Origin of the sequence: Brevibacillus laterosporus LMG 15441, from assembly GCF_000219535.2 — a bacterium.
GTDB lineage: Bacteria > Bacillota > Bacilli > Brevibacillales > Brevibacillaceae > Brevibacillus_B > Brevibacillus_B halotolerans.
This window is the reverse complement of the sequence record NZ_CP007806.1, coordinates 158819-185515: the sequence shown is the minus strand read 5'-3', so window position 1 is coordinate 185515 and position 26697 is coordinate 158819. Positions and strand designations below refer to the sequence as shown.

Annotated in this window: 29 protein-coding genes and 2 other annotated features (1 of these 31 running past the window's edge); of the genes, 1 reads left to right on the top strand and 28 read right to left on the bottom strand. The window is 43.1% G+C overall.

The genetic code is table 11. The features are described from left to right. Positions 1-15: 15 nt before the first annotated feature. The 6 genes from rpsS to rpsJ all read right to left on the bottom strand — a co-directional run bounded on the left by rpsS (position 16) and on the right by rpsJ (position 3229). Positions 16-297: a 30S ribosomal protein S19 gene (rpsS, locus tag BRLA_RS00925; RefSeq protein ID WP_003333791.1), complete on the bottom strand. Its 282-nt coding sequence runs from the start codon at positions 295-297 to the stop codon at positions 16-18. A gap of 53 nt (positions 298-350) precedes the next feature. Next, positions 351-1181 carry a 50S ribosomal protein L2 gene (gene rplB, locus BRLA_RS00920; RefSeq protein ID WP_003333792.1) on the bottom strand — a complete coding sequence of 277 codons (831 nt, stop codon included), beginning with the start codon at positions 1179-1181 and terminating at the stop codon, positions 351-353. Between the two features lie 33 nt (positions 1182-1214). Continuing rightward, the gene (gene rplW, locus BRLA_RS00915) at positions 1215-1505 is read right to left on the bottom strand and encodes a 50S ribosomal protein L23 (protein ID WP_003333793.1); all 291 of its coding nucleotides are present in this window, start codon (positions 1503-1505) and stop codon (positions 1215-1217) included. After that, positions 1505-2128 (bottom strand): 50S ribosomal protein L4, encoded by a 624-nt coding sequence (gene rplD / locus BRLA_RS00910; RefSeq protein WP_003333794.1) that lies wholly within the window; start codon positions 2126-2128, stop codon positions 1505-1507. Before rplD ends, rplW begins: the two co-directional genes overlap by 1 nt. Positions 2129-2145: 17 nt before the next feature. Continuing rightward, entirely contained in the window at positions 2146-2772 is a 627-nt protein-coding gene (rplC, locus tag BRLA_RS00905) for a 50S ribosomal protein L3 (protein WP_003333795.1), read from the bottom strand. Positions 2773-2920: 148 nt separating this feature from the next. Next, positions 2921-3229: a 30S ribosomal protein S10 gene (gene rpsJ / locus BRLA_RS00900; RefSeq protein ID WP_003333796.1), complete on the bottom strand. Its 309-nt coding sequence runs from the start codon at positions 3227-3229 to the stop codon at positions 2921-2923. Between the two features lie 261 nt (positions 3230-3490). On the opposite strand from rpsJ, the gene BRLA_RS00895 reads away from it, so the two are divergent. Then, positions 3491-3895, top strand: coding sequence for a globin domain-containing protein (locus tag BRLA_RS00895; protein WP_003333797.1), 405 nt, complete (start codon positions 3491-3493; stop codon positions 3893-3895). A 45-nt stretch (positions 3896-3940) separates the two neighbouring features. Here the strand turns inward: BRLA_RS00895 and BRLA_RS00890 are convergent, their stop codons facing one another. The 22 genes from BRLA_RS00890 to cysE all read right to left on the bottom strand — a co-directional run bounded on the left by BRLA_RS00890 (position 3941) and on the right by cysE (position 26467). After that, complete coding sequence (locus tag BRLA_RS00890) at positions 3941-4864, bottom strand: DMT family transporter (RefSeq protein WP_022585118.1); 924 nt, start codon at positions 4862-4864, stop codon at positions 3941-3943. A gap of 145 nt (positions 4865-5009) precedes the next feature. Beyond that, entirely contained in the window at positions 5010-6200 is a 1191-nt protein-coding gene (gene tuf, locus BRLA_RS00885) for an elongation factor Tu (RefSeq protein ID WP_003333799.1), read from the bottom strand. A 165-nt stretch (positions 6201-6365) separates the two neighbouring features. Next, complete coding sequence (gene fusA / locus BRLA_RS00880; RefSeq protein WP_003333800.1) at positions 6366-8444, bottom strand: elongation factor G; 2079 nt, start codon at positions 8442-8444, stop codon at positions 6366-6368. A gap of 70 nt (positions 8445-8514) precedes the next feature. Then, positions 8515-8985 (bottom strand): 30S ribosomal protein S7, encoded by a 471-nt coding sequence (gene rpsG, locus BRLA_RS00875; protein WP_003333802.1) that lies wholly within the window; start codon positions 8983-8985, stop codon positions 8515-8517. Positions 8986-9036: 51 nt separating this feature from the next. Next, the gene (gene rpsL, locus BRLA_RS00870) at positions 9037-9459 is read right to left on the bottom strand and encodes a 30S ribosomal protein S12 (protein ID WP_003333803.1); all 423 of its coding nucleotides are present in this window, start codon (positions 9457-9459) and stop codon (positions 9037-9039) included. Positions 9460-9577: 118 nt separating this feature from the next. Continuing rightward, entirely contained in the window at positions 9578-9832 is a 255-nt protein-coding gene (locus tag BRLA_RS00865; protein WP_003333804.1) for a 50S ribosomal protein L7ae-like protein, read from the bottom strand. A 164-nt stretch (positions 9833-9996) separates the two neighbouring features. Further along, positions 9997-13614: a DNA-directed RNA polymerase subunit beta' gene (gene rpoC / locus BRLA_RS00860; RefSeq protein WP_003333805.1), complete on the bottom strand. Its 3618-nt coding sequence runs from the start codon at positions 13612-13614 to the stop codon at positions 9997-9999. 30 nt (positions 13615-13644) lie between these two features. Next, on the bottom strand, positions 13645-17181 hold the full coding sequence (gene rpoB, locus BRLA_RS00855; protein ID WP_003333806.1) for a DNA-directed RNA polymerase subunit beta: 3537 nt from the start codon (positions 17179-17181) through the stop codon (positions 13645-13647). Between the two features lie 336 nt (positions 17182-17517). After that, entirely contained in the window at positions 17518-18114 is a 597-nt protein-coding gene (locus BRLA_RS00850; protein ID WP_003333807.1) for a class I SAM-dependent methyltransferase, read from the bottom strand. 108 nt (positions 18115-18222) lie between these two features. Further along, positions 18223-18582 (bottom strand): 50S ribosomal protein L7/L12, encoded by a 360-nt coding sequence (gene rplL / locus BRLA_RS00845; RefSeq protein WP_003333809.1) that lies wholly within the window; start codon positions 18580-18582, stop codon positions 18223-18225. 31 nt (positions 18583-18613) lie between these two features. Then, a complete protein-coding gene (rplJ, locus tag BRLA_RS00840; RefSeq protein WP_003333810.1) occupies positions 18614-19129 on the bottom strand; it encodes a 50S ribosomal protein L10 in 516 nt (171 codons plus the stop codon). Between the two features lie 28 nt (positions 19130-19157). Continuing rightward, positions 19158-19306 (bottom strand) — a sequence feature (ribosomal protein L10 leader region). Between the two features lie 48 nt (positions 19307-19354). Further along, the gene (rplA, locus tag BRLA_RS00835; protein WP_003333811.1) at positions 19355-20038 is read right to left on the bottom strand and encodes a 50S ribosomal protein L1; all 684 of its coding nucleotides are present in this window, start codon (positions 20036-20038) and stop codon (positions 19355-19357) included. 98 nt (positions 20039-20136) lie between these two features. Continuing rightward, complete coding sequence (gene rplK / locus BRLA_RS00830; protein ID WP_003333812.1) at positions 20137-20562, bottom strand: 50S ribosomal protein L11; 426 nt, start codon at positions 20560-20562, stop codon at positions 20137-20139. Between the two features lie 169 nt (positions 20563-20731). Continuing rightward, positions 20732-21268 (bottom strand): transcription termination/antitermination protein NusG, encoded by a 537-nt coding sequence (nusG, locus tag BRLA_RS00825; protein WP_003333813.1) that lies wholly within the window; start codon positions 21266-21268, stop codon positions 20732-20734. 48 nt (positions 21269-21316) lie between these two features. After that, positions 21317-21511: a preprotein translocase subunit SecE gene (secE, locus tag BRLA_RS00820; RefSeq protein ID WP_003333814.1), complete on the bottom strand. Its 195-nt coding sequence runs from the start codon at positions 21509-21511 to the stop codon at positions 21317-21319. 29 nt (positions 21512-21540) lie between these two features. Further along, positions 21541-21693 (bottom strand): 50S ribosomal protein L33, encoded by a 153-nt coding sequence (rpmG, locus tag BRLA_RS00815; protein WP_255193757.1) that lies wholly within the window; start codon positions 21691-21693, stop codon positions 21541-21543. 285 nt (positions 21694-21978) lie between these two features. Continuing rightward, complete coding sequence (sigH, locus tag BRLA_RS00810; protein ID WP_003333816.1) at positions 21979-22629, bottom strand: RNA polymerase sporulation sigma factor SigH; 651 nt, start codon at positions 22627-22629, stop codon at positions 21979-21981. Between the two features lie 79 nt (positions 22630-22708). Then, a complete protein-coding gene (locus tag BRLA_RS00805; protein ID WP_003333817.1) occupies positions 22709-23233 on the bottom strand; it encodes an NYN domain-containing protein in 525 nt (174 codons plus the stop codon). Position 23234: 1 nt separating this feature from the next. Next, complete coding sequence (gene rlmB, locus BRLA_RS00800; RefSeq protein WP_003333818.1) at positions 23235-23990, bottom strand: 23S rRNA (guanosine(2251)-2'-O)-methyltransferase RlmB; 756 nt, start codon at positions 23988-23990, stop codon at positions 23235-23237. Positions 23991-23995: 5 nt separating this feature from the next. Next, the gene (locus tag BRLA_RS00795) at positions 23996-24403 is read right to left on the bottom strand and encodes a Mini-ribonuclease 3 (RefSeq protein ID WP_003333819.1); all 408 of its coding nucleotides are present in this window, start codon (positions 24401-24403) and stop codon (positions 23996-23998) included. Positions 24404-24414: 11 nt separating this feature from the next. Next, entirely contained in the window at positions 24415-25821 is a 1407-nt protein-coding gene (cysS, locus tag BRLA_RS00790; RefSeq protein ID WP_003333820.1) for a cysteine--tRNA ligase, read from the bottom strand. Continuing rightward, complete coding sequence (gene cysE / locus BRLA_RS00785; RefSeq protein ID WP_003333821.1) at positions 25802-26467, bottom strand: serine O-acetyltransferase; 666 nt, start codon at positions 26465-26467, stop codon at positions 25802-25804. Before cysE ends, cysS begins: the two co-directional genes overlap by 20 nt. Positions 26468-26618: 151 nt before the next feature. Further along, positions 26619-26697: a binding site (T-box leader), on the bottom strand (it continues 173 nt past the right edge of the window).

Here is a 26697-nt window from a genome sequence, read left to right as displayed (position 1 = left end):
CTATGAAGAGAATAATTAGCGCTTCTTGGATTTTTTGTCGTTGTCGACGTGACCCCTGAAGGTACGAGTAGGTGCGAATTCACCTAATTTGTGTCCGACCATATCTTCAGTCACGTATACAGGAACATGTTTACGACCATCGTATACAGCGAATGTATGACCGATAAAATCAGGGAAGATAGTAGAACGGCGAGACCAAGTTTTGACAACTTTCTTCTCGTTTTTCTCGTTCAAAGCATCAACCTTTTTCATCAAGTGGTCGTCCACGAAAGGACCTTTCTTCAAGCTACGACCCATAGTTCAGAAACCTCCCTTCGCCAAAGGCGTTCGGTTTATTGTATTATCCGATCTTACTTCTTACGGCGACGGATAATGTATTTATCGTTCTTGTTTTTCTTCTTACGAGTCTTAAGACCCAATGCAGGTTTACCCCAAGGAGTAACTGGTGCTTTACGACCGATAGGAGCGCGACCTTCACCACCACCGTGTGGGTGATCGTTAGGGTTCATTACGCTACCGCGAACAGTAGGACGTACGCCCAACCAACGTTTACGACCAGCTTTACCGATGTTGATCAACTCATGATCCAAGTTACCAACTTGACCGATAGTAGCACGGCATACGTTGTGGATACGGCGAGTTTCACCAGAACCTAGACGCACGATTACGAATTCGCCATCGCGACCTAGCAATTGAGCAGAAGTACCAGCTGCACGAACCAACTGAGCACCTTTACCTGGTTTCAACTCGATGTTGTGGATTGTTGTACCAACAGGAATGTTTACAAGTGGTAAGCAGTTACCTGTTTTGATGTCTGCATCTGCGCCAGATACAATCTCATCTCCAACTTTCAAACCATGTGGAGCGATGATGTAACGCTTTTCACCATCAACGTAGTTAATTAACGCGATGTTTGCAGAACGGTTTGGATCGTATTCGATAGTAGCTACGCGACCTACGATACCATCTTTGTTACGTTTGAAATCGATAACACGATATTTACGCTTATGGCCGCCACCTTGATGACGAACAGTAATCTTACCTTGGTTATTACGTCCAGCTTTTTTGTTAAGCGGTTGTAGAAGAGATTTCTCCGGAGTGGAGGTTGTGATCTCTTCGAAGGTAGAAACCGTCATATGGCGACGACTCGGAGAAGTCGGTTTAAACTTCTTGATACCCATTCCTTATTCCCTCCTTATAGAAAGTCGTCGAGCTTAAATACCTTCGTAGAATTCTAGCTCTTTGCTATCAGCAGTCAATTTAACGATTGCTTTTTTCCACTCAGAAGTGTATCCAGCATATTTACCATAGCGTTTAGGTTTTGCAGCAACGCGAATTGTGTTAACTGCTTCAACTTTTACGCCGAAAACTTTCTCAATAGCTTGTTTGATTTCCGTTTTGTTGGCTTTCATAGGTACTTCGAAAACGTACTTCTTGTCAGCCATCATATCGGTGGTGCGCTCAGTAATGATAGGGCGCTTGATAACATCATGAAGGCTCTTCATTATGCGAGCACCTCCTCTACTTTAGCAACCGCTTCTTTAGTTACGATTACTTTATCATGAGCAACTAGGTCAAGAACGTTAACGCCAGCAGCATCAATGCACTTAGCACCTGGGATGTTGCGAGAAGAAAGAGCGATGTTTTGATCAAAGTCTGCTGTTACGATAAGAACTTTACGATCAACTTTCAAGCTAGAAAGAATACCAGCAAATTCCTTAGTTTTAGGAGCAGACAAAGTCAATGCATCTAGTACCAACAATTCATTGTTTTGTACTTTTGTAGATAGAGCGGATTTAAGAGCCAAACGACGAACTTTACGGTTTAGCTTATATCCATATTTACGAGGTGTAGGTCCGAATACTACGCCGCCGCCTTTCCATTGAGGAGAGCGAATAGATCCTTGGCGTGCACGACCAGTACCTTTTTGACGCCATGGTTTGCGTCCACCACCACGTACTTCAGAACGATTTTTAACATCGTGAGTACCTTGGCGTTGAGAAGCTTGTTGCATAACGATTGCATCAAACAGTACAGCGTTGTTTGGTTCGATACCGAATACAGCTTCAGCCAATTCGATGTCGCCTACTTGCGCACCTGTTTGGTTATAAAGAGCTACTTTTGGCATGTCAGTTCCTCCTTTCCTTATTTCTTGACAGCCGTACGCACGACTACGTAGCTGTTTTTAGGTCCAGGTATGGAACCTTTAACAAGAATCAAGTTACGGTCTGTATCAACTTTAACAACCTCAAGATTTTGGATTGTTACTTTTTCGCCACCCATTTGACCAGGTAATTTCATACCTTTGAATACACGGTTAGCTGCGATAGAACCCATGGAACCTGGTCCACGATGGTAACGAGAACCGTGAGCCATTGGTCCACGAGCGTGGTTGTGGCGTTTGATAGAACCTGCAAAACCTTTACCTTTTGACTCGCCGGACACGTCTACAAACTCTCCTGCGGCAAAAATATCGGCTTTAAGTTCTTGACCTACCTCATAATCAGCGAGGTTAATTCCGTTGATTTCACGGATGAAGCGCTTAGGTGCAGTGTTAGCTTTAGCTGCATGCCCTTTTTCAGGTTTGTTCGTACGATTTTCTTTCTTATCGTCGTAACCGATCTGAATTGCCTCATATCCATCAGTCGCTTGATCCTTCTTTTGAAGAACCACGCAAGGACCTGCTTGGATTACAGTTACAGCAGTTGCTGTACCATTTTCAGCGAAAACTTGAGTCATTCCAAGTTTTTTTCCTAAGATTCCTTTGGTCATTTGTGCCACCTCCTACATTAACATTTTCATAAAATGACCTTTGTTGTATCAAGTCCCTACTGACGAGCAGGGGAGCTATATGGTGAATCCTTTAACTTCCGTACTCATCAAGACAACGCTAGCTAGCGTGTCGCGCTCTAGGTAGAGATTAAAGCTTAATCTCAATATCAACACCAGATGGTAGATCCAAACGCATTAGTGCATCAACCGTTTGTGGTGTTGGATTCAAGATATCAATTAGACGCTTATGCGTACGCATTTCGAATTGCTCACGAGAATCTTTATACTTATGAACCGCACGAAGAATTGTGTACACAGCTTTCTCAGTAGGAAGTGGAATCGGACCAGATACATTTGCACCGGAACGTTTCGCAGTTTCTACGATTTTTTCTGCTGATTGATCTAGAATCTTATGATCATATGCTTTCAATCGGATACGAATCTTTTGTTTTGCCATTGTAGTCCCTCCTTTTTCGCCCATATTATAACGGACATTTCTCCGCGAAAATATCCTGCACCCCAGCAATGGCAAAGGAGCCGGGTGTGTCAGCAACCTCCCGCATCATCGCAAGTCCATGACCAACATTCACTATTTTACTAAAGAAATATAGGCATTGCAAGTTTTTTTTGTAATTCCTATGAATTTCTAATCAAACAAGTATAATAGATTTATGCGAGCTACGACTTTTGCTATTATACAATAGAAAGGAGCCTTCATGTGATTGAAAAGTCTGGAAGCCTTTATGACCAAATTGGAGGAGCTCCCACCCTTAGGAAACTAGTAAATCACTTCTATGATTTGGTTGCCAAGCATGAAGACTTAATTCCTATTTTTCCTTCCGATCTTACAGAAGTAAAAGCAAAGCAATATTTGTTTCTTACTCAATTTCTTGGTGGACCTTCTCTTTATTCTGAAAAACATGGACATCCCATGCTTCGCGCGCGTCACTTGCCTTTTGAAATTACTCCAAAACGAGCAGGAGCTTGGCTTCTTTGTATGGAACAAGCTCTAGATCATACTGAGATAGAGGAACCGATGAAATCTCAGATTTTTGAACGACTTACTTTGACAGCGCACCATATGATTAATCAATGGAATCAACAAGAAGGAACGCCTTCCTAGGCGTTCCTTCTATATAATATAAGTTTTTCACTCTTGGAGCTTCATTTAAACTTCTCTTTCTTTGATAGGTAGTGGAATTTTCACAGGACGCGACTTTGTAGAACCTAGATAAACTCCCGCAACCGTGCATAGTAATGCAATTATAGCCAAATAAGTAAACGGCTCATCAATAAGCAAAGCAGCAAAAAGCAAACTCGCTATCGGCATGCCATTGAGAAAAATGGACGTTTGACTAGCCCCTATCTTTTGAATGCCATAATTCCAGCCTAATGATCCGAGTCCACTTGAAATGCCACCTGAGCAAAAAATGACAAACCAGGTAAACCAACTGATATTCATCTCCTGATAGATATATGTAGGATACATCCCCACGCTCAAAATCCCTAACATGATAGCACCTATCCACTGAGAATACGCCGTCAGCTCCCACACGGGCAAACCAGTAGATTTAGCTCCTCTTACCAACAAACCACCTACTACATACATCAGCATAGATCCAAAAATAATTATCTCTCCCAATCCAAAGGAGATTTGTCCATTCCCTTTTGATGTAACTGCAATAATTACACCAGTAAAACCAAGTAAAATACCTAAGCCCTTGCGCAAATCCAGCTTTTCCCCAAAAAACATAGCGGCTAATAAGGTAGTGGCTAAAGGATTTAATGCCATAATCAATGAGGAGCTTCCAGCCGTACTATGTTGAAGCCCCCAAGCTAAAAGAATCTGATGCAGAGCAATTGATGTAGAGCCGATAGCTACTATAAACAGCCATTGCTTTACTGAGATCTTACATTTTTCTTTCTTAATAAATAGGATTGGCGTCAATACAATTGCGGCAATCAACATTCGAATCGCTGCAATGACCACTGGAGGAAAAAAAGATAGATATTTGATCATCACTACATTAAGTCCCCAGAAGCATACTACAGATGTTAATATGACATAGATGTATGAATCTTTCTTGCCCACTTCTGTTCCACTCCTCAATCAAAATATGAAAGGTATTGTAACAGGTTGATAATGATTTGACTATAGGGTGGCTGAAAAGTAATTTTTTACAAAGCATACAAAAAACCCGAGGAGCATATCCTCGGGTTTTTATATCAAGTAAATACTATTCAACGATAGTAGATACTACGCCAGCGCCTACTGTACGGCCACCTTCGCGAATCGCGAAACGAGTACCTTGTTCCATTGCAACTGGAGCGATAAGTTCAACAGTGAACTCAGTGTTGTCACCAGGCATGATCATTTCAACGCCTTCTGGCAATTGAACGATACCTGTTACGTCAGTTGTACGGAAGTAGAACTGCGGACGGTAGTTAGCGAAGAATGGAGTATGACGTCCACCTTCTTCTTTAGATAGAACGTAAACTTCACATTTGAATTTAGTGTAAGGTTTAACGGAACCTGGTTTAGCTAGACATTGTCCACGCTCGATGTCTTTACGCTCAACACCACGTAGAAGAGCACCAATGTTATCCCCAGCTTCAGCTTGATCAAGAAGCTTACGGAACATCTCAACACCTGTTACAGTGGAGTTGCGAGTTTCTTCTTGAAGACCGATGATTTCGATAGCGTCACCAACTTTGATAACACCGCGCTCAACGCGACCAGTAGCAACTGTACCACGACCAGTGATTGTGAATACGTCCTCTACAGGCATCAAGAATGGTTTGTCAGTAGCACGTTCTGGAGTTGGGATGTAAGAATCAACAGCTTCCATCAACTCAAGAATTTTCTTAGCCCAATCGCCATTAGGGTTATCCAAAGCTTCTTTAGCAGAACCTTTGATTACTGGAGTGTCGTCACCTGGGAACTCGTATTGAGACAATAGGTCACGGATTTCCATTTCAACTAGTTCTAGCAACTCTTCATCGTCAACCATGTCGCATTTGTTCATGAATACTACGATGTAAGGTACACCTACTTGTTTAGAAAGAAGGATGTGCTCACGAGTTTGTGGCATTGGACCGTCAGCAGCAGATACTACTAGGATCGCTCCGTCCATTTGTGCAGCACCAGTGATCATGTTTTTAACATAGTCAGCATGGCCTGGGCAGTCAACGTGTGCATAGTGACGAGTTTCAGTTTCGTACTCAACGTGTGCAGTGTTGATTGTGATACCACGCTCGCGCTCTTCAGGAGCAGCGTCGATGCTACCGTAGTCCATAGCAGTTGCTCCACCAGTTACAGAAAGAACAGTAGTGATAGCAGCAGTTAGAGTTGTTTTACCATGGTCAACGTGACCGATAGTACCGATGTTAACGTGGGGTTTATTCCGCTCAAATTTAGCTTTTGCCATGAGAATTTGTGCCTCCTTAAAGATTAAAGGTTTTTTTTATAATAAGTATAGAGAGAAAGGTTTACACGAATTTGGCTGTAACCAAACAATATTGTAAACCTTTCTTCTTTGAAGATAAAGAGAGAAATCTACACTGGAAGTAAATTCCCAAAAAATAGATACTGATTATTCACCTTTGGACTTCTTGATGATTTCATCAGAAATATTTCTTGGTACTTCTTCGTAGTGGTCGATTTGCATAGAGTACTGACCGCGACCTTGTGTACGGGAACGTAGTACTGTAGAGTAACCAAACATCTCAGAAAGTGGAACCATTGCGCGGATAACTTGTGCGTTTGCACGAGCATCCATACCTTCAATGCGTCCACGACGAGAGTTAAGGTCACCCATTACGTCACCCATGTAGTCCTCAGGTACAGTAACTTCTACTTTCATAACTGGCTCAAGAAGAACAGCTCCACACTTCTTAGCTGCTTCTTTAAGTGCCAAGGAACCTGCAACTTTAAACGCCATCTCAGAGGAGTCTACATCATGGTAGCTACCGTCTACAAGAACAGCTTTAATGTCTACAAGTGGGAATCCTGCAAGAACACCATTTTTCATAGATTCTTCGATACCCGCTTGAGCTGCTGGGATGTATTCACGAGGAACCGCACCACCAACAACTTTGTTCTCAAACATGAAGCCTTGACCTGGCTCAAGTGGAGAGAACTCAACCACAACGTGACCGTATTGACCACGACCACCGGATTGGCGTACGAATTTACCATCAACCTTAGCAGATCCGCGGAATGTTTCACGGTAAGCTACTTGTGGAGCACCCACGTTAGCTTCTACCTTGAATTCGCGTCTCATACGGTCAACGATGATATCTAGGTGAAGCTCACCCATACCACCGATGATGGTTTGTCCAGTTTCTTCATCAGTGTGCGTACGGAACGTTGGATCCTCTTCAGAAAGTTTAGAAAGGGCAATACCCATCTTATCTTGGTCTGCTTTGGATTTTGGTTCAATAGCAACGTGGATAACTGGCTCAGGGAATACCATAGACTCAAGGATAACTGGCGACTTCTCATCGCACAATGTATCCCCAGTTGTAGTATCCTTCAAACCTACAGCCGCTGCAATGTCACCGGAGTAAACCATAGGGATTTCTTCACGGTGGTTAGCGTGCATTTGTAGGATACGTCCGATACGCTCGCGTTTACCCTTAGTAGAGTTCAGCAAGTAAGAACCGGAAGCTAGTGTACCAGAGTATACACGGAAGAATGTAAGTTTACCAACGTAAGGGTCAGTCATGATCTTAAATGCAAGAGCAGAGAACGGACCATTGTCATCGGATTCACGAACTACTTCTTCTTCACTATCAGGAAGAGTACCTTTGATAGCTGGTACGTCAATTGGAGCTGGCAAGTAGTCAACTACTGCATCCAACATCAATTGAACACCTTTGTTTTTATAGGAAGAACCACAAAGAACAGGAACTAGATTAACTGCGATAGTACCTTTACGTAGAGCAACTTTGATTTCTTCAATCGTTAACTCTTCGCCTTCAAGGTATTTCATCATTAATTCTTCGTCTTGTTCTGCAGCTGCTTCAACAAGATGCATGCGAAGTTCTTCGCATCTTTCTTTCAATTCAGCAGGAATCTCTGTAGTTTCAGAAGTTTTACCCAAGTCATCTACATAGATGTGAGCTTTCATTTCAACAAGGTCAACGATACCTGTGAAATTATCTTCCGCACCAATTGGATATTGGATAGCTACAGGGTTAGCGCCTAGACGCTCTTTAATTTGTTCTAAACACATATCATAGTTTGCACCCATGATATCCATTTTGTTTACGTAACAAACACGTGGTACACCATAACGGTCTGCTTGGCGCCATACAGTCTCAGACTGAGGTTCTACGCCGCCCTTCGCGTCAAAAACCGCAACAGTACCATCAAGTACACGCAGAGAACGTTCAACCTCAACTGTGAAGTCTACGTGCCCAGGTGTATCGATGATGTTGATGCGGTGACCATTCCATTGAGCAGTCGTAGCAGCAGAAGTGATTGTGATACCGCGCTCTTGTTCTTGTTCCATCCAGTCCATCGTTGCGGCACCTTCGTGTGTCTCACCGATTTTGTGAACGCGACCGGTATAAAAAAGAATACGCTCGGTTGTTGTCGTTTTACCGGCATCGATGTGTGCCATGATACCGATATTACGCGTATTCGCTAGAGAGAATTCGCGAGCCATTTAGGAATTGCTCCTTCCATACTCATATGTGAGAATATGCGGGTATCTAAAGGATACCCGCCTTTGCATTCTACCAGCGATAGTGTGCAAACGCTTTGTTTGCTTCAGCCATTTTGTGAGTGTCCTCACGTTTCTTAACAGCTGCACCAGTACTGTTTGCTGCATCCATAATTTCGCTAGCCAAACGCTGTTCCATAGTTTTTTCACCACGAAGACGAGCGTAGTTAACTAACCAACGAAGACCAAGAGTCGTACGACGCTCAGGTTTAACCTCGATAGGTACTTGGTAGTTAGCACCACCTACACGGCGAGCTTTTACCTCAAGTACAGGCATGATGTTTTTAAGAGCTTCTTCGAACACTTCCATAGGGTTGCGTCCTGTACGTTCTTGAATGATGTCAAACGAGTTATATAGGATATTTTGCGCAACTCCACGCTTACCATCCAACATCAAACGGTTGATTAAACGAGTAACCAACTTGCTGTTATGAATTGGATCTGGCAATACGTCGCGTCGAGCAACTGGACCTTTACGCGGCATCAAGTTTCCCTCCTTTTCCTAGAGTTAATATAATGTAATCACGCAACGTGATTATTTTTTTGCAGCCTTCGGACGTTTTGTACCATATTTGGAGCGAGATTGCATACGGTTGTTAACACCGGCAGTATCAAGCGCACCACGTACGATATGATAACGTACCCCTGGTAAGTCTTTTACACGACCACCACGAACTAGTACAACACTATGTTCTTGAAGGTTGTGACCGATACCTCCGATGTAAGCTGTAACCTCGATTCCGTTAGTTAAACGTACACGAGCATACTTACGAAGCGCGGAGTTCGGTTTTTTAGGTGTCATTGTACCTACACGAGTACATACACCACGTTTTTGAGGCGAGCTTTGGTTCGTTTGAGATTTCTTAAAGCTGTTGTACCCTTTTTGTAGAGCTGGGGACTTAGACTTTACGACTTTATCTTTACGACCTTTGCGCACTAATTGGTTAATTGTAGGCATGATCTTTTTCCTCCTTCCTCATTCTTTATTGTAAGACCACAGATCCAGGTGAATCACATATGGGCAAAATAAGATGCTCTTGCTAGAAAAACATAACGTTCTTCAACAAAAACATGACTTAACCACTCTTTTTTATTGCACAAGCGGCTGCCCCAACCTGTATTCCGCACGCTTTACCCAAGCGCTTCATGGAATCAACAAAGTTGACGGGAACACCCTTTTCTTTACATAGAAGTGCGATCTTTTGTATTAAACGTCTATCTGCATCCTTAGCCAGAAACACTTCCTCAATAAGTCCGTGTTCGATCGCTTTGGTGGTCTGATTAATACCGATCGTTAACTCCTTTGCCCACTCTACTTTTTCATAAGACATGATGATCATATCCTCCAAAGTAATTGAGTATCAGGCACACTCAAGTATCATACCAGCTATTTTTATAGAAGTCAACCTATTATTCTATAAAAAATTACTTTCTATTAAATTGATAAGGAGGCGGTTTCCCCAGAGAGGAAACGCCTCTTTATCAATATAGCAAACTAGGATTCTACTGATACTGTTTCTAGTACGTCAGAGTTACCTTCTGCTTGTTCGCGGTTTAAGAGTCTTGAGTTGCGATAACGGTTCATACCGGTACCAGCTGGGATCAGCTTACCAATAATTACGTTCTCTTTCAATCCAAGTAGTTTATCTACTTTACCCTTAATCGCTGCATCTGTAAGAACACGTGTTGTTTCTTGGAAGGATGCTGCAGACAAGAAGGAATCTGTCTCCAAGGAAGCTTTTGTGATACCAAGCAACACTGGACGTCCAACTGCTGGGCTCTTACCAGACATAAGCACTTTCGCATTGGCTTGCTCAAATTCATGAACCTCTACGAAGGAACCTGGCAACAGATCAGTTTCTCCACTATCAATGACGCGCAACTTGCGAAGCATCTGACGAATCATTACCTCAACGTGCTTGTCGTTGATTTCTACCCCTTGCATACGGTAAACTTTCTGAACCTCTTGCAGGATGTAGTTGGATACACCGCGCTGACCGCGTACTTTCAGCATTTCTTTCGGGTCTACAGAACCCTCTGTTAACTCATCACCGGCATTAAGTTTTTGGCCAACAGATACCTTGATACGTGCACCGTATGGCGCTGCGTATTCTTTGTTTTCTGCTTCACCGCGAACCTCGATGATGCGTTTATCTTTATCTTCACGGATGCTAACCACTTCTGAGTCGATTTCGGTAATAACCGCTTGACCTTTCGGGTTACGAGCTTCAAACAACTCTTGGATACGCGGCAAACCTTGCGTGATATCGTCCCCTGCTACCCCACCGGTATGGAACGTACGCATTGTTAACTGAGTACCTGGTTCACCGATAGATTGTGCAGCAATAATACCTACTGCTTCACCGATTTCTACCTCTGCTCCTGTTGCTAGGTTACGGCCATAGCAACGTTTGCAGACCCCGTGACTTGTGCGGCAAGCAAGGACGTTACGAATGTATACGTCTTGAATGCCAAGCTTAACGATTAATTCAGCCATCTCCTCAGTAATTTCCTCATTTCGATGAACAAGGATCTCACCTGTTTCAGGATGACGAACAGTTTCAAAGCAGGTACGACCTTCTAATCGGTCAGACAGCTTTTCGATTTCTTCTTTACCATCTTTAATAGCACTTACGCGAATACCTTTATCTGTTCCGCAATCTTCTTCACGAACGATAACGTCTTGCGCTACGTCTACCAGACGACGAGTTAAGTAACCTGAGTCAGCAGTACGCAGGGCTGTATCGGCCAAACCTTTACGCGCACCATGCGTAGAGATGAAGTATTCCAATACCGTTAAACCTTCACGGAAGTTGGATTTGATCGGTAACTCGATGATTCGACCTGACGGGTTTGCCATCAGACCACGCATACCAGCTAGCTGAGTAATCTGGGACACGTTACCGCGGGCTCCGGAGTTAGCCATCATGTAAATCGCATTGAATTGATCCATGGATTTCATGAGAACATCAGTTACTTCATCTTTAGCTTTTGACCAGATGGAGATAACACGATCATAACGTTCGTCTTCAGTAATTAAACCACGACGGAATTGCGTCATTACCGCATTTACTTTCTCATCGGCACTGTTAAGAATGGATTGTTTTTCAGATGGAACTACGATATCGGCAACGGCTATCGTAATACCAGCTTTTGTTGAGTATTTAAATGCCAATTCTTTTATTTTATCAAGAATTTCAGAGGTCATGGTTGTTCCAAAGCGACGGAAGCATTCAGCAATGATTGTTCCCAAGAAGCCTTTTTTAACAGCACCCGGATCCTTCAAGCTCTTAATAAAAGCAGTAGTATCCTGACCTTTTTCAAACATAAAGTACTCATCAGAAACTTGGTTCTGAAGGTTGTCTCTTGTAGGAGCATTGATGTATGGCAGCTCTGGAGGGAAAATTTCATTAAAGATTACTTTACCTACAGTAGTTGCTAGCAATGCATTCTGTTGTTTTTCTGTAAATGAAGTTTTGCTCAAGCTATTAGCCGGAATAAGGATACGTGTTTGCAGCGTGATATATGCATTCTCATAAGCTGCAATCGCATCAGCAGGGTCACGGAAAATAGAACCTTCACCCACATCTCCTCTACGCTCCAGCGTCAGATAGTAAGAACCAAGCACCATATCCTGAGAAGGTGTAACAACTGGTTTACCATCTTTCGGGTTCAAGATGTTTTGAGCAGCAAGCATTAGGATACGAGCTTCAGCTTGTGCCTCCGCAGACAACGGTACGTGAACCGCCATTTGGTCACCGTCAAAGTCAGCGTTATAAGCTGTACATACGAGCGGATGTAGACGAATCGCACGTCCCTCAACCAATACTGGCTCAAATGCTTGAATACCCAAACGGTGCAAGGTAGGAGCGCGGTTTAGTAATACAGGATGTTCCTTGATTACCTCTTCCAATACGTCCCATACCTCAGGTTGTATACGCTCAACTTTACGTTTCGCACTCTTAATGTTATGAGCTAGGCCTTTTGCTACAAGCTCCTTCATTACGAAAGGCTTGAACAGTTCCAACGCCATTTCCTTAGGCAGACCGCATTGGTACATGCGAAGGTTCGGTCCTACTACGATAACGGAACGACCAGAGTAGTCAACACGTTTACCCAAAAGGTTTTGACGGAAACGACCTTGCTTACCTTTAAGCATATGACTCAAGGATTTCAATGGACGGTTACCAGGACCAGTAACAGGACGTCCGCGACGACCGTTATCAATCAACGCATCCACTGCTTCTTGTAGCATACGTTTTTCGTTTTGTACGATAATGTCTGGCGCGCCAAGTTCAAGCAGGCGTTTTAGACGGTTGTTACGGTTGATCACACGACGATACAAGTCATTTAGGTCAGATGTCGCAAAGCGTCCACCATCCAACTGTACCATCGGGCGCAATTCTGGAGGAATTACAGGCAATACGTCAAGTACCATCCAATCAGGGCGATTACCAGAGTTACGGAATGCTTCCAGCACCTCTAGGCGTTTAATCGCACGAGTACGGCGTTGACCCTGTACGGTTTTTAAATCTTCCTTCAATGTACTTACTTCTTTTTCAAGATCAATTTCAGCTAGCAAACGGCGAATTGCTTCAGCACCCATTGCTGCTTGGAAGGATTGACCATATTTCTCGCGATAGTTACGGTATTCTTTTTCAGACAAAAGTTGTTTTTTGTCCAAAGGAGTATCCCCGGCATCTACTACTACATAAGAAGCGAAGTAGATAACTTCCTCAAGGGAACGTGGAGACATATCCAGTACCAGACCCATACGGCTTGGGATACCTTTGAAATACCAGATGTGGGAAACAGGAGCAGCAAGCTCAATGTGTCCCATACGTTCACGACGCACTTTTGCACGAGTTACCTCAACGCCGCATCGATCACAGACTACACCTTTATAACGAACGCGCTTGTATTTACCGCAATGACATTCCCAATCCTTGGTTGGTCCGAAAATACGCTCACAGAACAAACCATCCTTCTCAGGCTTCAGGGTACGGTAGTTAATTGTTTCAGGTTTTTTAACTTCCCCGAAAGACCACGAACGGATCTTATCGGGAGAAGCTAAACCAATCTTCATATATTCAAAATTATTGACGTCAATCACAGGGCGTTACCTCCCTCTTGTACCGGAATCTTACTCATCTTGTGCGCCTATGCTTTCAGGTAAGAGATTTAACTTTTCTCCAGTTCCTTCATCCTCATCATCGGTTTCGCGCATTTCAATTTCCTGCTCGTCACCAGAGAGGATTTTTACGTCCATACCTAAGCTTTGAAGTTCTTTAATCAATACTTTGAATGATTCTGGAACGCCCGGTTCTGGTACGTTTTCACCTTTAACGATCGCTTCGTACGTTTTAACACGACCAACAACATCGTCAGATTTAACGGTGAGGATCTCTTGCAGAGTATATGCGGCACCGTATGCTTCAAGCGCCCATACCTCCATCTCCCCGAAGCGCTGACCACCAAATTGGGCTTTACCACCCAATGGTTGTTGCGTAACAAGAGAGTATGGTCCAGTTGAACGAGCATGAATCTTATCGTCAACCAAGTGAGCCAGTTTCAGCATGTACACGCAACCTACTGTTACACGGCGATCAAATGATTCACCTGTACGGCCATCGTATAGGAGGGTTTTACCGTCACGGTCTAATCCAGCTTCTTCGAGTGTATCAAGAACATCGGCTTGACGCGCACCGTCGAAAACAGGAGTCGCTACGTGAATACCCAACAATTTAGCAGCCATACCTAAATGTGTTTCAAGTACCTGACCGATGTTCATACGCGATGGTACACCCAGTGGATTCAAGACGATCTCAACTGGAGAACCATCCGGTAGGAACGGCATATCTTCTTCCGGCATGATACGGGCAATAACCCCTTTGTTACCATGTCGACCGGCCATTTTATCCCCAACGGAAATCTTACGTTTTTGAGCAATGTATACACGCACTAGTTGATTAACACCTGGAGGCAATTCATCGCCATTGTCGCGCGTAAATACTTTTACATCAACAATAATACCGGAGCCACCGTGTGGTACACGTAGTGATGTATCACGAACTTCGCGTGCCTTTTCACCGAAGATCGCATGCAATAGGCGCTCTTCTGCTGTTAGCTCTGTTACACCCTTAGGCGTTACTTTACCAACCAGGATATCGCCATCGCGGATTTCGGCACCAACGCGAATGATACCACGTTCATCAAGATTCTTCAGCGCCTCTTCCCCTACGTTCGGAATATCGCGTGTAATCTCTTCTGGTCCTAGTTTCGTATCACGTGCTTCTGATTCATATTCTTCAATATGAATGGACGTGTAGACGTCATCTTTAACCAGTTTTTCACTTAGCAAGATCGCATCCTCGTAGTTATAACCTTCCCAAGTCATAAACGCTACGATTACGTTGCGACCAAGCGCCAATTCGCCCTTCTCAGTGGACGGACCATCACCGATAATATCGCCTTTTTCGATAATATCGCCAGGCATTACAATCGGACGTTGGTTAATGCAAGTCCCTTGGTTAGAACGGATAAATTTGTGCATTTTATATTTATCTAGGTCTCCAAGAACTTGTTTGCCATCAACCTCTATATAACGTCGAACAGTTACTTCGCGAGCTGTTACACGCTCTACTTTTCCAGGCCATTTTGCAACAACCGCAACACCGGAGTCTTGCGCTGCTTTATGTTCCATACCAGTTCCTACAAATGGAGCTTGAGGAATTAGCAAAGGAACGGCCTGACGTTGCATGTTTGATCCCATTAGGGCGCGGTTGGCGTCATCGTTCTCAAGGAACGGAATCAACGCTGTCGCAACCGATACAACCTGCTTAGGAGAGATGTCCATAAAGTCTACCTTATCGCGAGGAACGTTAAGGATTTCACCTTTACGGCGGCAAATAACCATCTCGTTAGCAAATCTGCCATCTTCAGCTAGTGGCTGATTCGACTGAGCTACGTTATATACATCCTCTTCATCAGCAGTCAGGTATTCAATCTCAGACAACACAACGCCTGTTTCAGGATTAATTTTACGGCGAGGTGTTTCAATAAAGCCGTAATCATTAATACGAGCAAACGTAGACAAGGAGTTGATCAAACCGATGTTTGGTCCCTCTGGAGTCTCGATCGGACACATACGTCCATAGTGAGAGTGATGCACGTCTCGCACTTCGAAACCAGCGCGTTCACGCGTCAAACCACCAGGTCCTAATGCGGACAAACGGCGTTTATGTGTTAACTCAGCAAGCGGATTCGTTTGATCCATGAACTGTGAAAGCTGGGAGCTACCAAAGAACTCTTTGATTGCCGCGATCACAGGACGGATGTTAATCAAAGCCTGCGGTGTAATTTGATTTTGATCTTGAATGGACATGCGTTCACGAACCACGCGTTCCATACGAGAAAGACCGATACGGAATTGGTTCTGTAACAATTCACCTACAGAACGCAGACGACGGTTACCCAAATGGTCGATATCGTCTGTAGTACCTACACGATGCAGTAGGTTAATAAAATAGTTAATTGCCGAAACGATGTCTGCTGGAGTAATATGCTTTACAGACATATCGATATTCGCATTACCGATAACCTTAACTACTTTACCTTCTTCATCAAAGATATCTATAGATTGAAGAGTAATCGTTTCATTTTCTAGAACTCCACCATGTGTACGTACGTCCACATAGTTTACGCCACCCTCCAACATAGGAAGAATCTTTTCCATAACACGACGGTCAATAATTTGACCTGCTTCTGCAAGGATTTCACCTGTTGATTTATCAATCAGCGTCTCAGCAAGACGTTGGTTGAATAGGCGGTTTTTAATATGGAGCTTTTTGTTCATTTTATAGCGACCTACTGATGCTAAATCATAGCGCTTTGGATCAAAGAAGCGAGAAATCAATAAGCTCTTCGCGTTCTCTACTGTAGGTGGTTCACCTGGACGCAAACGCTCATAGATTTCGATCAAAGCTTTCTCAGTAGAATCGGTGTTATCTTTTTCAAGCGTGTTGTTAACGAATTTCTCGTCATGACCCAGCAGGTCTAGAATATCTTTATCAGTTCCAAAACCTAAAGCACGAAGTAATACTGTAACTGGAATTTTACGAGTACGATCGATACGCACATAAATAATATCTTTCGCATCGGTTTCAAGTTCAAGCCATGCTCCACGGTTCGGAATAACAGTAGCGCTAAAAGTCTGTTTACCGTTCTTATCAATTTTAGTGTTATAGTAAACACTAGGGGAACGAACGAGCTGACTGACAATAACGCGCTCCGCTCCATTTATAATGAAGGTACCCGTTTCTGTCATCAGTGGGAAATCTCCCATAAAGACTTCTTGCTCCTTCACTTCGCCCGTCTCTTTGTTTAGAAGACGTACTTTAACACGCAATGGAGCAGCATACGTTACATCACGTTCCTTCGACTCGTCTACGCCGTATTTAGGCTCACCAAGACTATAATCAATAAACTCCAGCACTAAATTACCAGTAAAGTCTTGGATTGGCGAAATGTCTTGGAACATTTCTCTTAAACCAGTATCCAAAAACCATTGGTAGGATTTTTGCTGAATTTCGATTAGGTTAGGTAGTCCCAGTACTTCGTTGATTCGAGAATACGTGCGACGCTGGCGGTGCTTACCGCTCTGGACCAGTTTACCTGCCAACTCATTCACCCCTCACTATTTGTTGCAACATCCTTTATTAGATGTTGACCGCAACATGTCTTCCCTCTTAATATTTAGGAAAACGGAAAGCATCTAGTAATATAACACCAGACACTGAAGACACAAAAATAAAAATGGGTTAACCATTTAACCTCATTTTTGATAAAAAACTCTATTCTAAAAGAATTCCCAACCTTTTACAGCTTTAACCCTCAACACTAAAAAATCAGCATAAAAAGGTATTGACAAATCAGGAATCGCTCAGTTTAGACATTTAACCCATATTGACATTTTATAATGTTAACATAAGGCAAATGCCTCGTCAAGGAGATTTGGTCATTTTTTTGCTCGAATGATAAAATAACCCTTGCTTTTTTCGACAGTTTCTACCTCTCGAAAATATTCTTCTAATTTTTTAATTGCAGATGGTGCGCCTTGCTTTTTTTGAATAACAACCCACATCTCACCATCAGGCGCTAAAAGCTTATAGCCTTCCGTGAAAATGTGATGCACCGTCTCTTTTCCAGCTCGGATGGGAGGATTGGTTAAGATAACATCAAACTCTCTACCCTCTACTTGTTCGTAAAGGTCACTGGCCATAATCTCCACATTGGAAACACCATTTCGCTCTGCATTCCGTTTCGCAAGCGCTACTGCTCGTTCATTTATATCAATCATGGTAACGAGACCCTTGTTAGCTATCGATGCAGCTGCAAAACCTATCGGACCGTAGCCACAGCCTACATCAAGAACGCGTGCACGTTCCGAAAACTGCATGGTTTCTATTAAGAGCACGCTCCCAAAATCAATTCGTTCCCGAGAAAAAACACCACTATCGGTAGTAAAGTGATAGGTTTTTCCACGCAGCTCAAAATCAAATTCAACTTCCTCATGTGCCGATTGTGGTCGGTTTGTGTAATAATGATCACTCATCCTCTTGCCTCCTTTCCCAAGCAATTCATTAAAATGAAATAAGCCTAGATAGCAGAAATCCCCCAACCTTTATAGGTAAGGGGGATTTCTCTATAGACAGTAGAAGAATTACTTAACTTCTACAGTTGCACCTGCTTCTTCAAGCTTAGCTTTCATGCCTTCAGCTTCGTCTTTAGAAACGCCTTCTTTAAGAGCTTTAGGAGCGTTATCTACCAAGTCTTTAGCTTCTTTCAAGCCAAGACCAGTGATTTCGCGAACAACTTTGATTACGTTGATTTTGGAAGCTCCGCCGCTAACTAGGTTAACAGTGAACTCAGTTTGCTCAGCAGCTGCTTCAGCGCCACCAGCCATAACAGCTACAGGAGCTGCAGCAGTTACACCAAACTCTTCTTCGATTGCTTTTACTAGATCGTTCAATTCAAGAACGGACATACCTTTAATAGCTTCTAAAATTTGTTCATGATTCATTTTATTGTCCTCCAATCTTTCTTATAACGAATTAGGCACCCTGGCCTTCTTTTTGTTCGGAAACAGCTTTAACCGCAAGCGCGAAGTTGCGAACTGGTGCTTGTAGTACGCTGAGAAGCATAGACAACAAGCCTTCGCGAGATGGTAGTGCAGCAAGTGCTTTGATTTCAGCATCGCCTACTACTTTACCTTCAATAACTCCACCTTTGATTTCAAGTGCTTCATTTTTCTTTGCGAAGTCAGCGATGATCTTCGCAGGAGCAATCACGTCATCTTTGGAGAAAGCAATTACGTTTGGTCCCAAAAGGTATTGGTCCAAATCGCTCAAGTTTTCTTGAGCTGTAGCTAAACGAGCCAAAGTATTTTTGTATACTTTAAATTCAACGCCAGCTTCACGCAATTGTTTACGAAGTTCAGTTACCTGAGCAACTGTAAGACCACGATAGTCAGCTACTACAGTTGTTTGGCTTTCGCGTAACTTAGTAGCGATTTCGCTGATAACTTGTGCTTTCTCTTCACGGATAACAGTTGGACGAATTTCTGCCATTTGTTACACCTCCCGTGCAATCATTCCTAATGTAAATTGAAAATGCCCTCGCAGACGTTCGCGAGGGCACATATCAACAGAGCTAATCTATTAATAGTACACACCTCGGAAGGAAATTAAGCAACTTACCATTCGGTTCATTGCACCCTCTGTCTGCGGCATGACAATATTCTCTTTAACAACAGGTTATATATTATCAACTTCTCTAGTAGAAGTCAACTGTAATTATTTTACATCAACGCGTACACCAGGACCCATAGTGGAGCTGATAGATACGCTCTTCATGTAAATACCTTTAGCTGCTGCTGGTTTTGCACGGTTAAGCGCATCTGTCAGAGCTGCAAGGTTTTCAGTTAGTTTTTGAACATCAAAGGATACTTTACCGATAGGAGCGTGGATGATACCACCTTTTTCTACACGGTATTCGATCTTACCAGCTTTGATTTCATTAACTGCTTTTGTAACATCAAATGTTACAGTTCCAGTTTTAGGGTTTGGCATTAGACCTTTAGGACCTAATACGCGACCCAATTTACCTACTTCACCCATCATGTCTGGAGTAGCAACGATAACGTCGAACTCAAACCATCCACCTTGGATTTTAGCAAGCATGTCTGCATCGCCTACATAATCTGCTCCAGCTGCTTCAGCTTCTTTCGCTTTTTCACCTCTAGCAAATACAAGAACACGTTGTACTTTACCAGTACCGTGTGGCAATACAACAGCACCACGAATTTGTTGGTCAGCACGTTTTGGATCTACACCCAAACGGAATGCTGCCTCAACTGTTTCATCAAATTTAGCAGAAGCTACGTTTTTCACTAGCTCGATCGCTTCAGTTACAGGATAAACTTTAGTCTTATCGATCTGCTTTGTAGCTTCTAGATATTTTTTACCATGCTTAGGCATTTGCAAATCTCCCTTCAATGTGGTCGTAGCGGTTTAATCCTCCCACAGGGTGAGTTCCAAAGCTTGTAACTCACCCTTAACAAGCAATCAAAGACAAATTAGTCTTCGATTACGATACCCATAGAACGGGCAGTACCTTCAACCATACGCATAGCTGCTTCAACAGAAGCTGCGTTTAGATCCGGTTGTTTCAAGATCGCGATATCACGAACTTTATCACGTTTCAAAGTAGCAACTTTTGTTTTGTTAGGCACGCCAGAACCAGACTCGATTCCTGCTGCTTTTTTCAACAAAACTGCTGCCGGTGGAGTTTTTGTAATGAATGTGAAAGAACGATCTTCAAATACAGTAATTTCTACTGGAATGATCATTCCTGCTTCACTCTCTGTACGAGCGTTAAATTCTTTACAGAAGCCCATGATATTAACCCCAGCTTGACCGAGTGCCGGACCTACTGGAGGTGCAGGGTTTGCCTTACCTGCTGGAATTTGTAGTTTAATTACGCGGATTACCTTCTTAGCCACGTAATACACCTCCTTCTTCGTGTGTGGTAATGCGGGGTACTCGCCCCTCCCACTCTACCAAAAAACCATATAAGTCAATCAGTAGTGAGATTGAGAACCGCATTCGTCTGCAGATTCTAGAATCATCAAGAACTGTATCATATGACACGATACTTTTCAAGATGAGTTCTTAATCCATTTTTTCAACTTGTGTATAATCTAATTCAACTGGTGTCTCGCGACCGAAAATATCCAATAGCACGCGAATTTTTTGTTTGTCGGCCAGAATTTCAATGATTTCTCCATCACGACCTGTGAAAGGACCATCCTTTACAGTAACCATGTCGCGAAGATCAAAATCGATCCTAACTTTCGGCGCTTCAAATCCCATTGTTTTGAGAATTGTATCCGCTTCTTCAGGAAGCAACGCTGTTGGTTTGGAACCAGCTCCAGTGGATCCGACAAAACCCGTGACCCCTGGGGTATTCCGCACGACATACCATGAATCGTCCGTCATAACCATTTCAACAAGCACGTATCCAGGAAATACCTTTTTGGTAACTGTGCGTTTTTTACCGTCTTTATTCTCTACTTCTTCCTCAGTAGGAACAAGCACCCGAAAGATTTTGTCTTCCATGCCCATAGACTCAACACGTTTTTCCAGATTCGCTTTAACCTTGTTTTCATACCCAGAGTAAGTATGAACGACATACCACGCTTTTTCCATATCCACGAGGACGTTAGACGTCCGTCCCTCCTAAGACCCGAATATTACCTACTTCTTAATAATAAGACCGATTAGCTCTGAAATTCCAAAGTCCACCACAAACATAAATACCGCTAAGAACGTAATCGCAAGCACAACGACTGTTGTATAGCTAACCAGCTCTTTGCGATTCGGCCAGCGGACTTTTTTCAATTCAGAGACAACATCTTTTAAAAACGAACCTGTTCTGGAAAAGATATTCATATTGCTACCTCCAGACTTTTCGTTCATCATTATTTAGTTTCACGATGAACTGTGTGCTTTTTATCACGGGAGCAATACTTCTTCTTTTCGATGCGCTCAGGGTTCGTACGCTTGTTCTTCGTGCTGATATAGTTACGATCACCGCAATCGGTGCACGCTAATGTAATGTTTACTCGCATCATTGCCACCTCCATCTTTTCTGTTACCTAAAGACTATAACTACAACCCAAATAAACTCGGGAAAAACCGCTACTTTTTTCCGTATGTTCATAGAAGTAACCATAGAATCTACTCTATGGCTACCAAACAAATTTATCACATCAGCTAGCATAATGTCAACGAAATGCCTTGACAATTTTATACACTATCGTTCTAACTAATTTTTCCTTGAATATAATTCGACAAAAAACAGGATTTTTGCGTTTATAGCCGAATACATGCTATAGACAATCTTGTAAAACTCCAAATTACAGTTGCACTTCTCTACCTTCTAGATATCGTTCCAACTTCCGTTTCACTCGTTGCAATGCATTGTCGATAGACTTTACATGGCGATCCAACTCAACTGCGATCTGTTGATAGGAACGTCCGTCCAGATAAAGCATCAGTACCTGACGTTCCAAATCGCTAAGAATTTCACTCATTTTTCCTTCAATGTCGTCAAATTCTTCTCGATTAATAAACAGCTCTTCAGGATCAGTTACCTTTGTTCCACAAATCACGTCAAGCAATGTTCGATCCGAATCCTCATCATAGATGGGCTTGTCCAACGATACGTAAGAGTTAAGAGGAATGTGCTTCTGCCTTGTTGCCGTCTTTATCGCTGTAATGATTTGACGGGTAATGCATAACTCGGCAAATGCCTTAAACGAAGTGAGCTTGTCCCCTCTGAAATCCCGTATAGATTTGTATAGGCCAATCATGCCCTCCTGTACAATATCTTCACGGTCCGCCCCGATCAAAAAATAAGAACGAGCTTTGGCCCGTACGAAATTTTTGTACTTATTGATCAGGTATTCTAGGGCCTCAGCATCGTTCTCTCGTACTAACTCTACTACTTCTTCGTCGGACATCAGATCATATTGAGTATGTTTCAACTCCTTGAGATCAACACTCACTATTATCCCTCCGACACCTGGTTACATAAGATAGTGTTATTATACATGAATCGATAAAATAGCGTCAACCAAATGCGTTTTACTCTCTTCTCCATTTTTCGAAGATTTTCGCTATTTCATCATTTAACGGAATCCGTGAAAAATACTGGTCTTCATTTGTTTCTTTTACTGTTTGATTAATTTCCTTTTGGGCATTTTCTACTTCTAATAACAGCTCTCGTGCCGATTTCCGCAGAGCTCCCTGTCCAAAAATGACCCGCTGCGAGGTATAGTCGGATGTAGCTACATATATTTGTCGATTTTTCTCGAAAAATTCATGAACTAGTCGTTCAATTTTTTCGTCAGCCGTCTCTTTTTTCTTCGTAAAATAAACCTCAATCTTAAAATCTTCCTGCTTTTTTCCAATTCCCGGTATTTTATAGGCATCAAAAACTACAATGACTTTGATTCCTGAGTAGCTTTGGTATTCAGCTAATTGAGAAATGAGGATGTCGCGCGCCTCATCCATCTGATCCTGATCCTTTAAGACGCGCAACTGTGGCCAAGCCCCAATAATGTTATAGCCATCTACAATGAGCAGTTGCTTGCTCTTTCTTTTAGCCATTTCATTTTCCTCTAGGTAAGAGTGGGTTTCGTCCTCGATATACCTCATACATTAGAATAGCCGCCGCAACCGAAGCATTCAGCGAAGTAACTTGTCCAGCCATCGGTAAACGGTAAAGGAAGTCGCAATTCTCGCGTACAAGACGACTCATTCCCTTCCCCTCACTGCCAATTACCAAAGCAAACGGCATGGTATAATCCCCTTCTCGGAAATCCTGTTTTCCTGCCGCATCTGTACCACCAATCCAGAAGCCTTTTTCCTTTAGTTCCTCCATGGCACGTACAATATTGGTCACACGGGCAACCGGTACATATTCAATCGCTCCAGCAGATGCTTTCGCAACGGTTGCTGTCAAAGAAACAGATCGGCGTTTTGGTATAATGACGCCATGCGCTCCAACCGCATCAGCAGTTCGCAGAATCGAGCCTAAATTATGCGGATCTTCCAGCTCATCTAAAATAATGACAAAAGGTACTTCATTTCTCTCTTCTGCCTTAGCCAAAATATCATCTATCTCCACATAGTCGTACGCCGCTACTGAAGCAATAACTCCTTGATGGTTATCTGAGTTAACCAATTGATCCAGCTTCTTTCGGTTAGCCGTGGTAATCACCACTCCAAGCTCCTTTGCTAGCGTGAAGATAGGCCCCATTTGGTTTTTATTAGCACCTTCTGCCATCCATATCTTATTAATAGTACGTCCCGAGCGCAAAGCTTCGATAACAGGGTTTTTACCCAAAATCCACTCTTCATTCATTTCATTTATTCTCCTTCCACGATCGCAAACGCTTGTTGAATAATCTCCTGCAATCGCTTGTCTTCACCATTCAAATATAAATAACCGATCAAGGCTTCAAATGCTGTAGCATGCCGATAATCAACAATGTTAGCATTCTTGGCACTCGATCCCGATTTAGCATTTCTTCCCCGCTTTACTTGCGCCATCTCCTCCTCCGTCAAAGAAGGAAGGAGATGGTGCAGGATAGTCGCCTGCGCTTTTGCAGCCACATAGCGGTTTGCCGTTTTATGCAGCAGATTTGGTTTTGCAATCCCTTGCGTTATCAAATGACAGCGCACGTAATGAGCGTACGTAGCATCCCCTAAATAGGCGAGCACTAGCGGATTAATAAGCTTAGGATCACGGGCTAGTGTATCTCTTTCTATTATCATGTTATTGCTCCTTATTTTCGACGCCAGCGAATACCCTGTGGTGTATCTTCAAGGATAATTCCCATCTCTTGTAGTTGATCGCGGATTTCATCAGAACGAGCAAAGTTTCGAGCCTTTCGAGCTTCTGTGCGTTCTGCTATTAAAAGCTCAATCTCTTCATCTAGTAAAGTAGCCTCTTCCTGCAAAATTAACCCTAATACAGAACTTAGCTCTTCTAGCAACTGACGGTAAGCCTTGATTTCCGTAGCCCCTACGTTATCATGACGCGTATATAGATTAGCTTCCTTGGCGATGTCAAACAATACCGTAATTCCATTAGCAGTATTTAAATCGTCATCCATCTCTTCCTCAAAACGCTTACGCAAGCTCTCAATTAACTGCGCTTGCTCCTGTGCTAAGCCATTTGGCTCTTCCTCGCGCGCCGTATTGAGACGATGCCCCAGATTTACATATGCATTTTTAATCCGATCTAATCCATTAGCTGCTTGCTCCAGCATTTCATCGCTAAAATTAATCGGACTGCGATAATGACCGCTTAGCATGAAAAAGCGAATGAGTTGACCAGTGTATTTTGCAATCAGGTCGCGTGCTAATAAAAAATTGCCCAAGGACTTAGACATCTTTTCGTTGTCGATATTCAGCATTGCGTTATGCATCCAGTATCGAGCGAACGGTTTGCCTGTAAAGCACTCTGACTGTGCAATTTCATTTTCATGGTGAGGGAAAGTAAGATCTGTTCCACCTGCATGAATATCAATGGACTCTCCTAAGAAGCGAAGGGCCATCGCAGAGCACTCAATATGCCAGCCAGGACGACCCGCTCCCCAAGGGCTCTCCCAAGAAATTTCTTGAGGCTTAGCCGCTTTCCACAAGGCAAAGTCAAGCGGGTTCTCTTTCTTTTCATTTACTTCAATTCGTGCCCCTGCTTGCAAATCATCTAGGGGCTGATGAGATAGTTTGCCATACTCGTTAAAGCGATTAGTGCGGAAATAGACATCGCCCTCACTCTCGTAGGCAAACCCTTTTTCAATTAACCCTTCAATAAAGGAAATAATTTCCGGAATCGTATTCATAACTCGCGGTTGAATATCAGGTGGCAGGACATTTACTCCCTGTAGATCCTGATTATATGCTACCGTATAGCGGTCAGCCAATTCGGCCACTGTTGTCTGCTCTTCATTTGCTTTGCGAATGAGTTTGTCATCTACATCGGTGATATTTTGTACAAATGTAACCTCATAGCCTTTGTATGCCAAATAGCGGCGCAATGTATCAAATACGATGGCAGGACGCGCATTTCCTATATGAATATAATTATAAACGGTTGGGCCGCAAACATACATTTTCACTTTGCCTTCCTCTAACGGGACAAAGGTCTCTTTTTCGCGTGACATCGTGTTATATAAGCGTATGCTCATTATTTGATTTCTCCTTTTTAACTTGATCAAGCTCCACCTTTAATTGAGCAATTTCCTTTTGCATATCCCGAATCATTTCTAATATCGGGTCTGGTAAATTAACATGGTCCAAATCACATTCTACCTTTTGACCATTTTGCACCTTAATACGGCCCGGAATCCCAACTACTGTTGAGTGGGAAGGTACAGGCTGGAGGACGACAGAGCCCGCTCCAATTTTAGAGTAATCTCCAATTTTAAATGAACCGAGCACCTTTGCTCCGGAGGCAATAATAACATTGTTTCCTACCGTCGGATGACGCTTTCCTTTTTCTTTCCCTGTGCCTCCAAGGGTAACCCCTTGATATATGGTTACATCATCGCCAATCTCACAAGTTTCCCCAATTACAACACCGGCTCCATGGTCAATAAACATTCTCCGACCAATCGTTGCTCCTGGATGTATCTCGATTCCTGTAAAAAAGCGCGTGATTTGAGAAACGAAACGAGCTGAGGTTTTCCATCCTCTTTTCCATAAGCTATTCGCCACTCGGTGTCCCCAAATGGCATGAAGCCCTGCATAAGTTAGCACCACTTCCCACGTACTCCGTGCAGCAGGGTCACGCTCAAACACGATCTGTATGTCTTCCTTCATCCTAGCAAACATGGGACTCCCCCTATTCTTTTGCCTGACCACCGGTTTCTTAACGTTTCATCGTAAACGAAGCAGGCTTTACGTTTTGACAAGGCTTCAGCAGGGCAGGATGTTGCTTTTCTCAGATGAATGCAAAAAACACCGCCTCTTACGCCTATATAGACGCAGAGACGGTGCTTTTACCGTGGTTCCACTCTGCTTAGATGAATCAAACTCTACCCCAAAGAAGACTAGAGTCCATC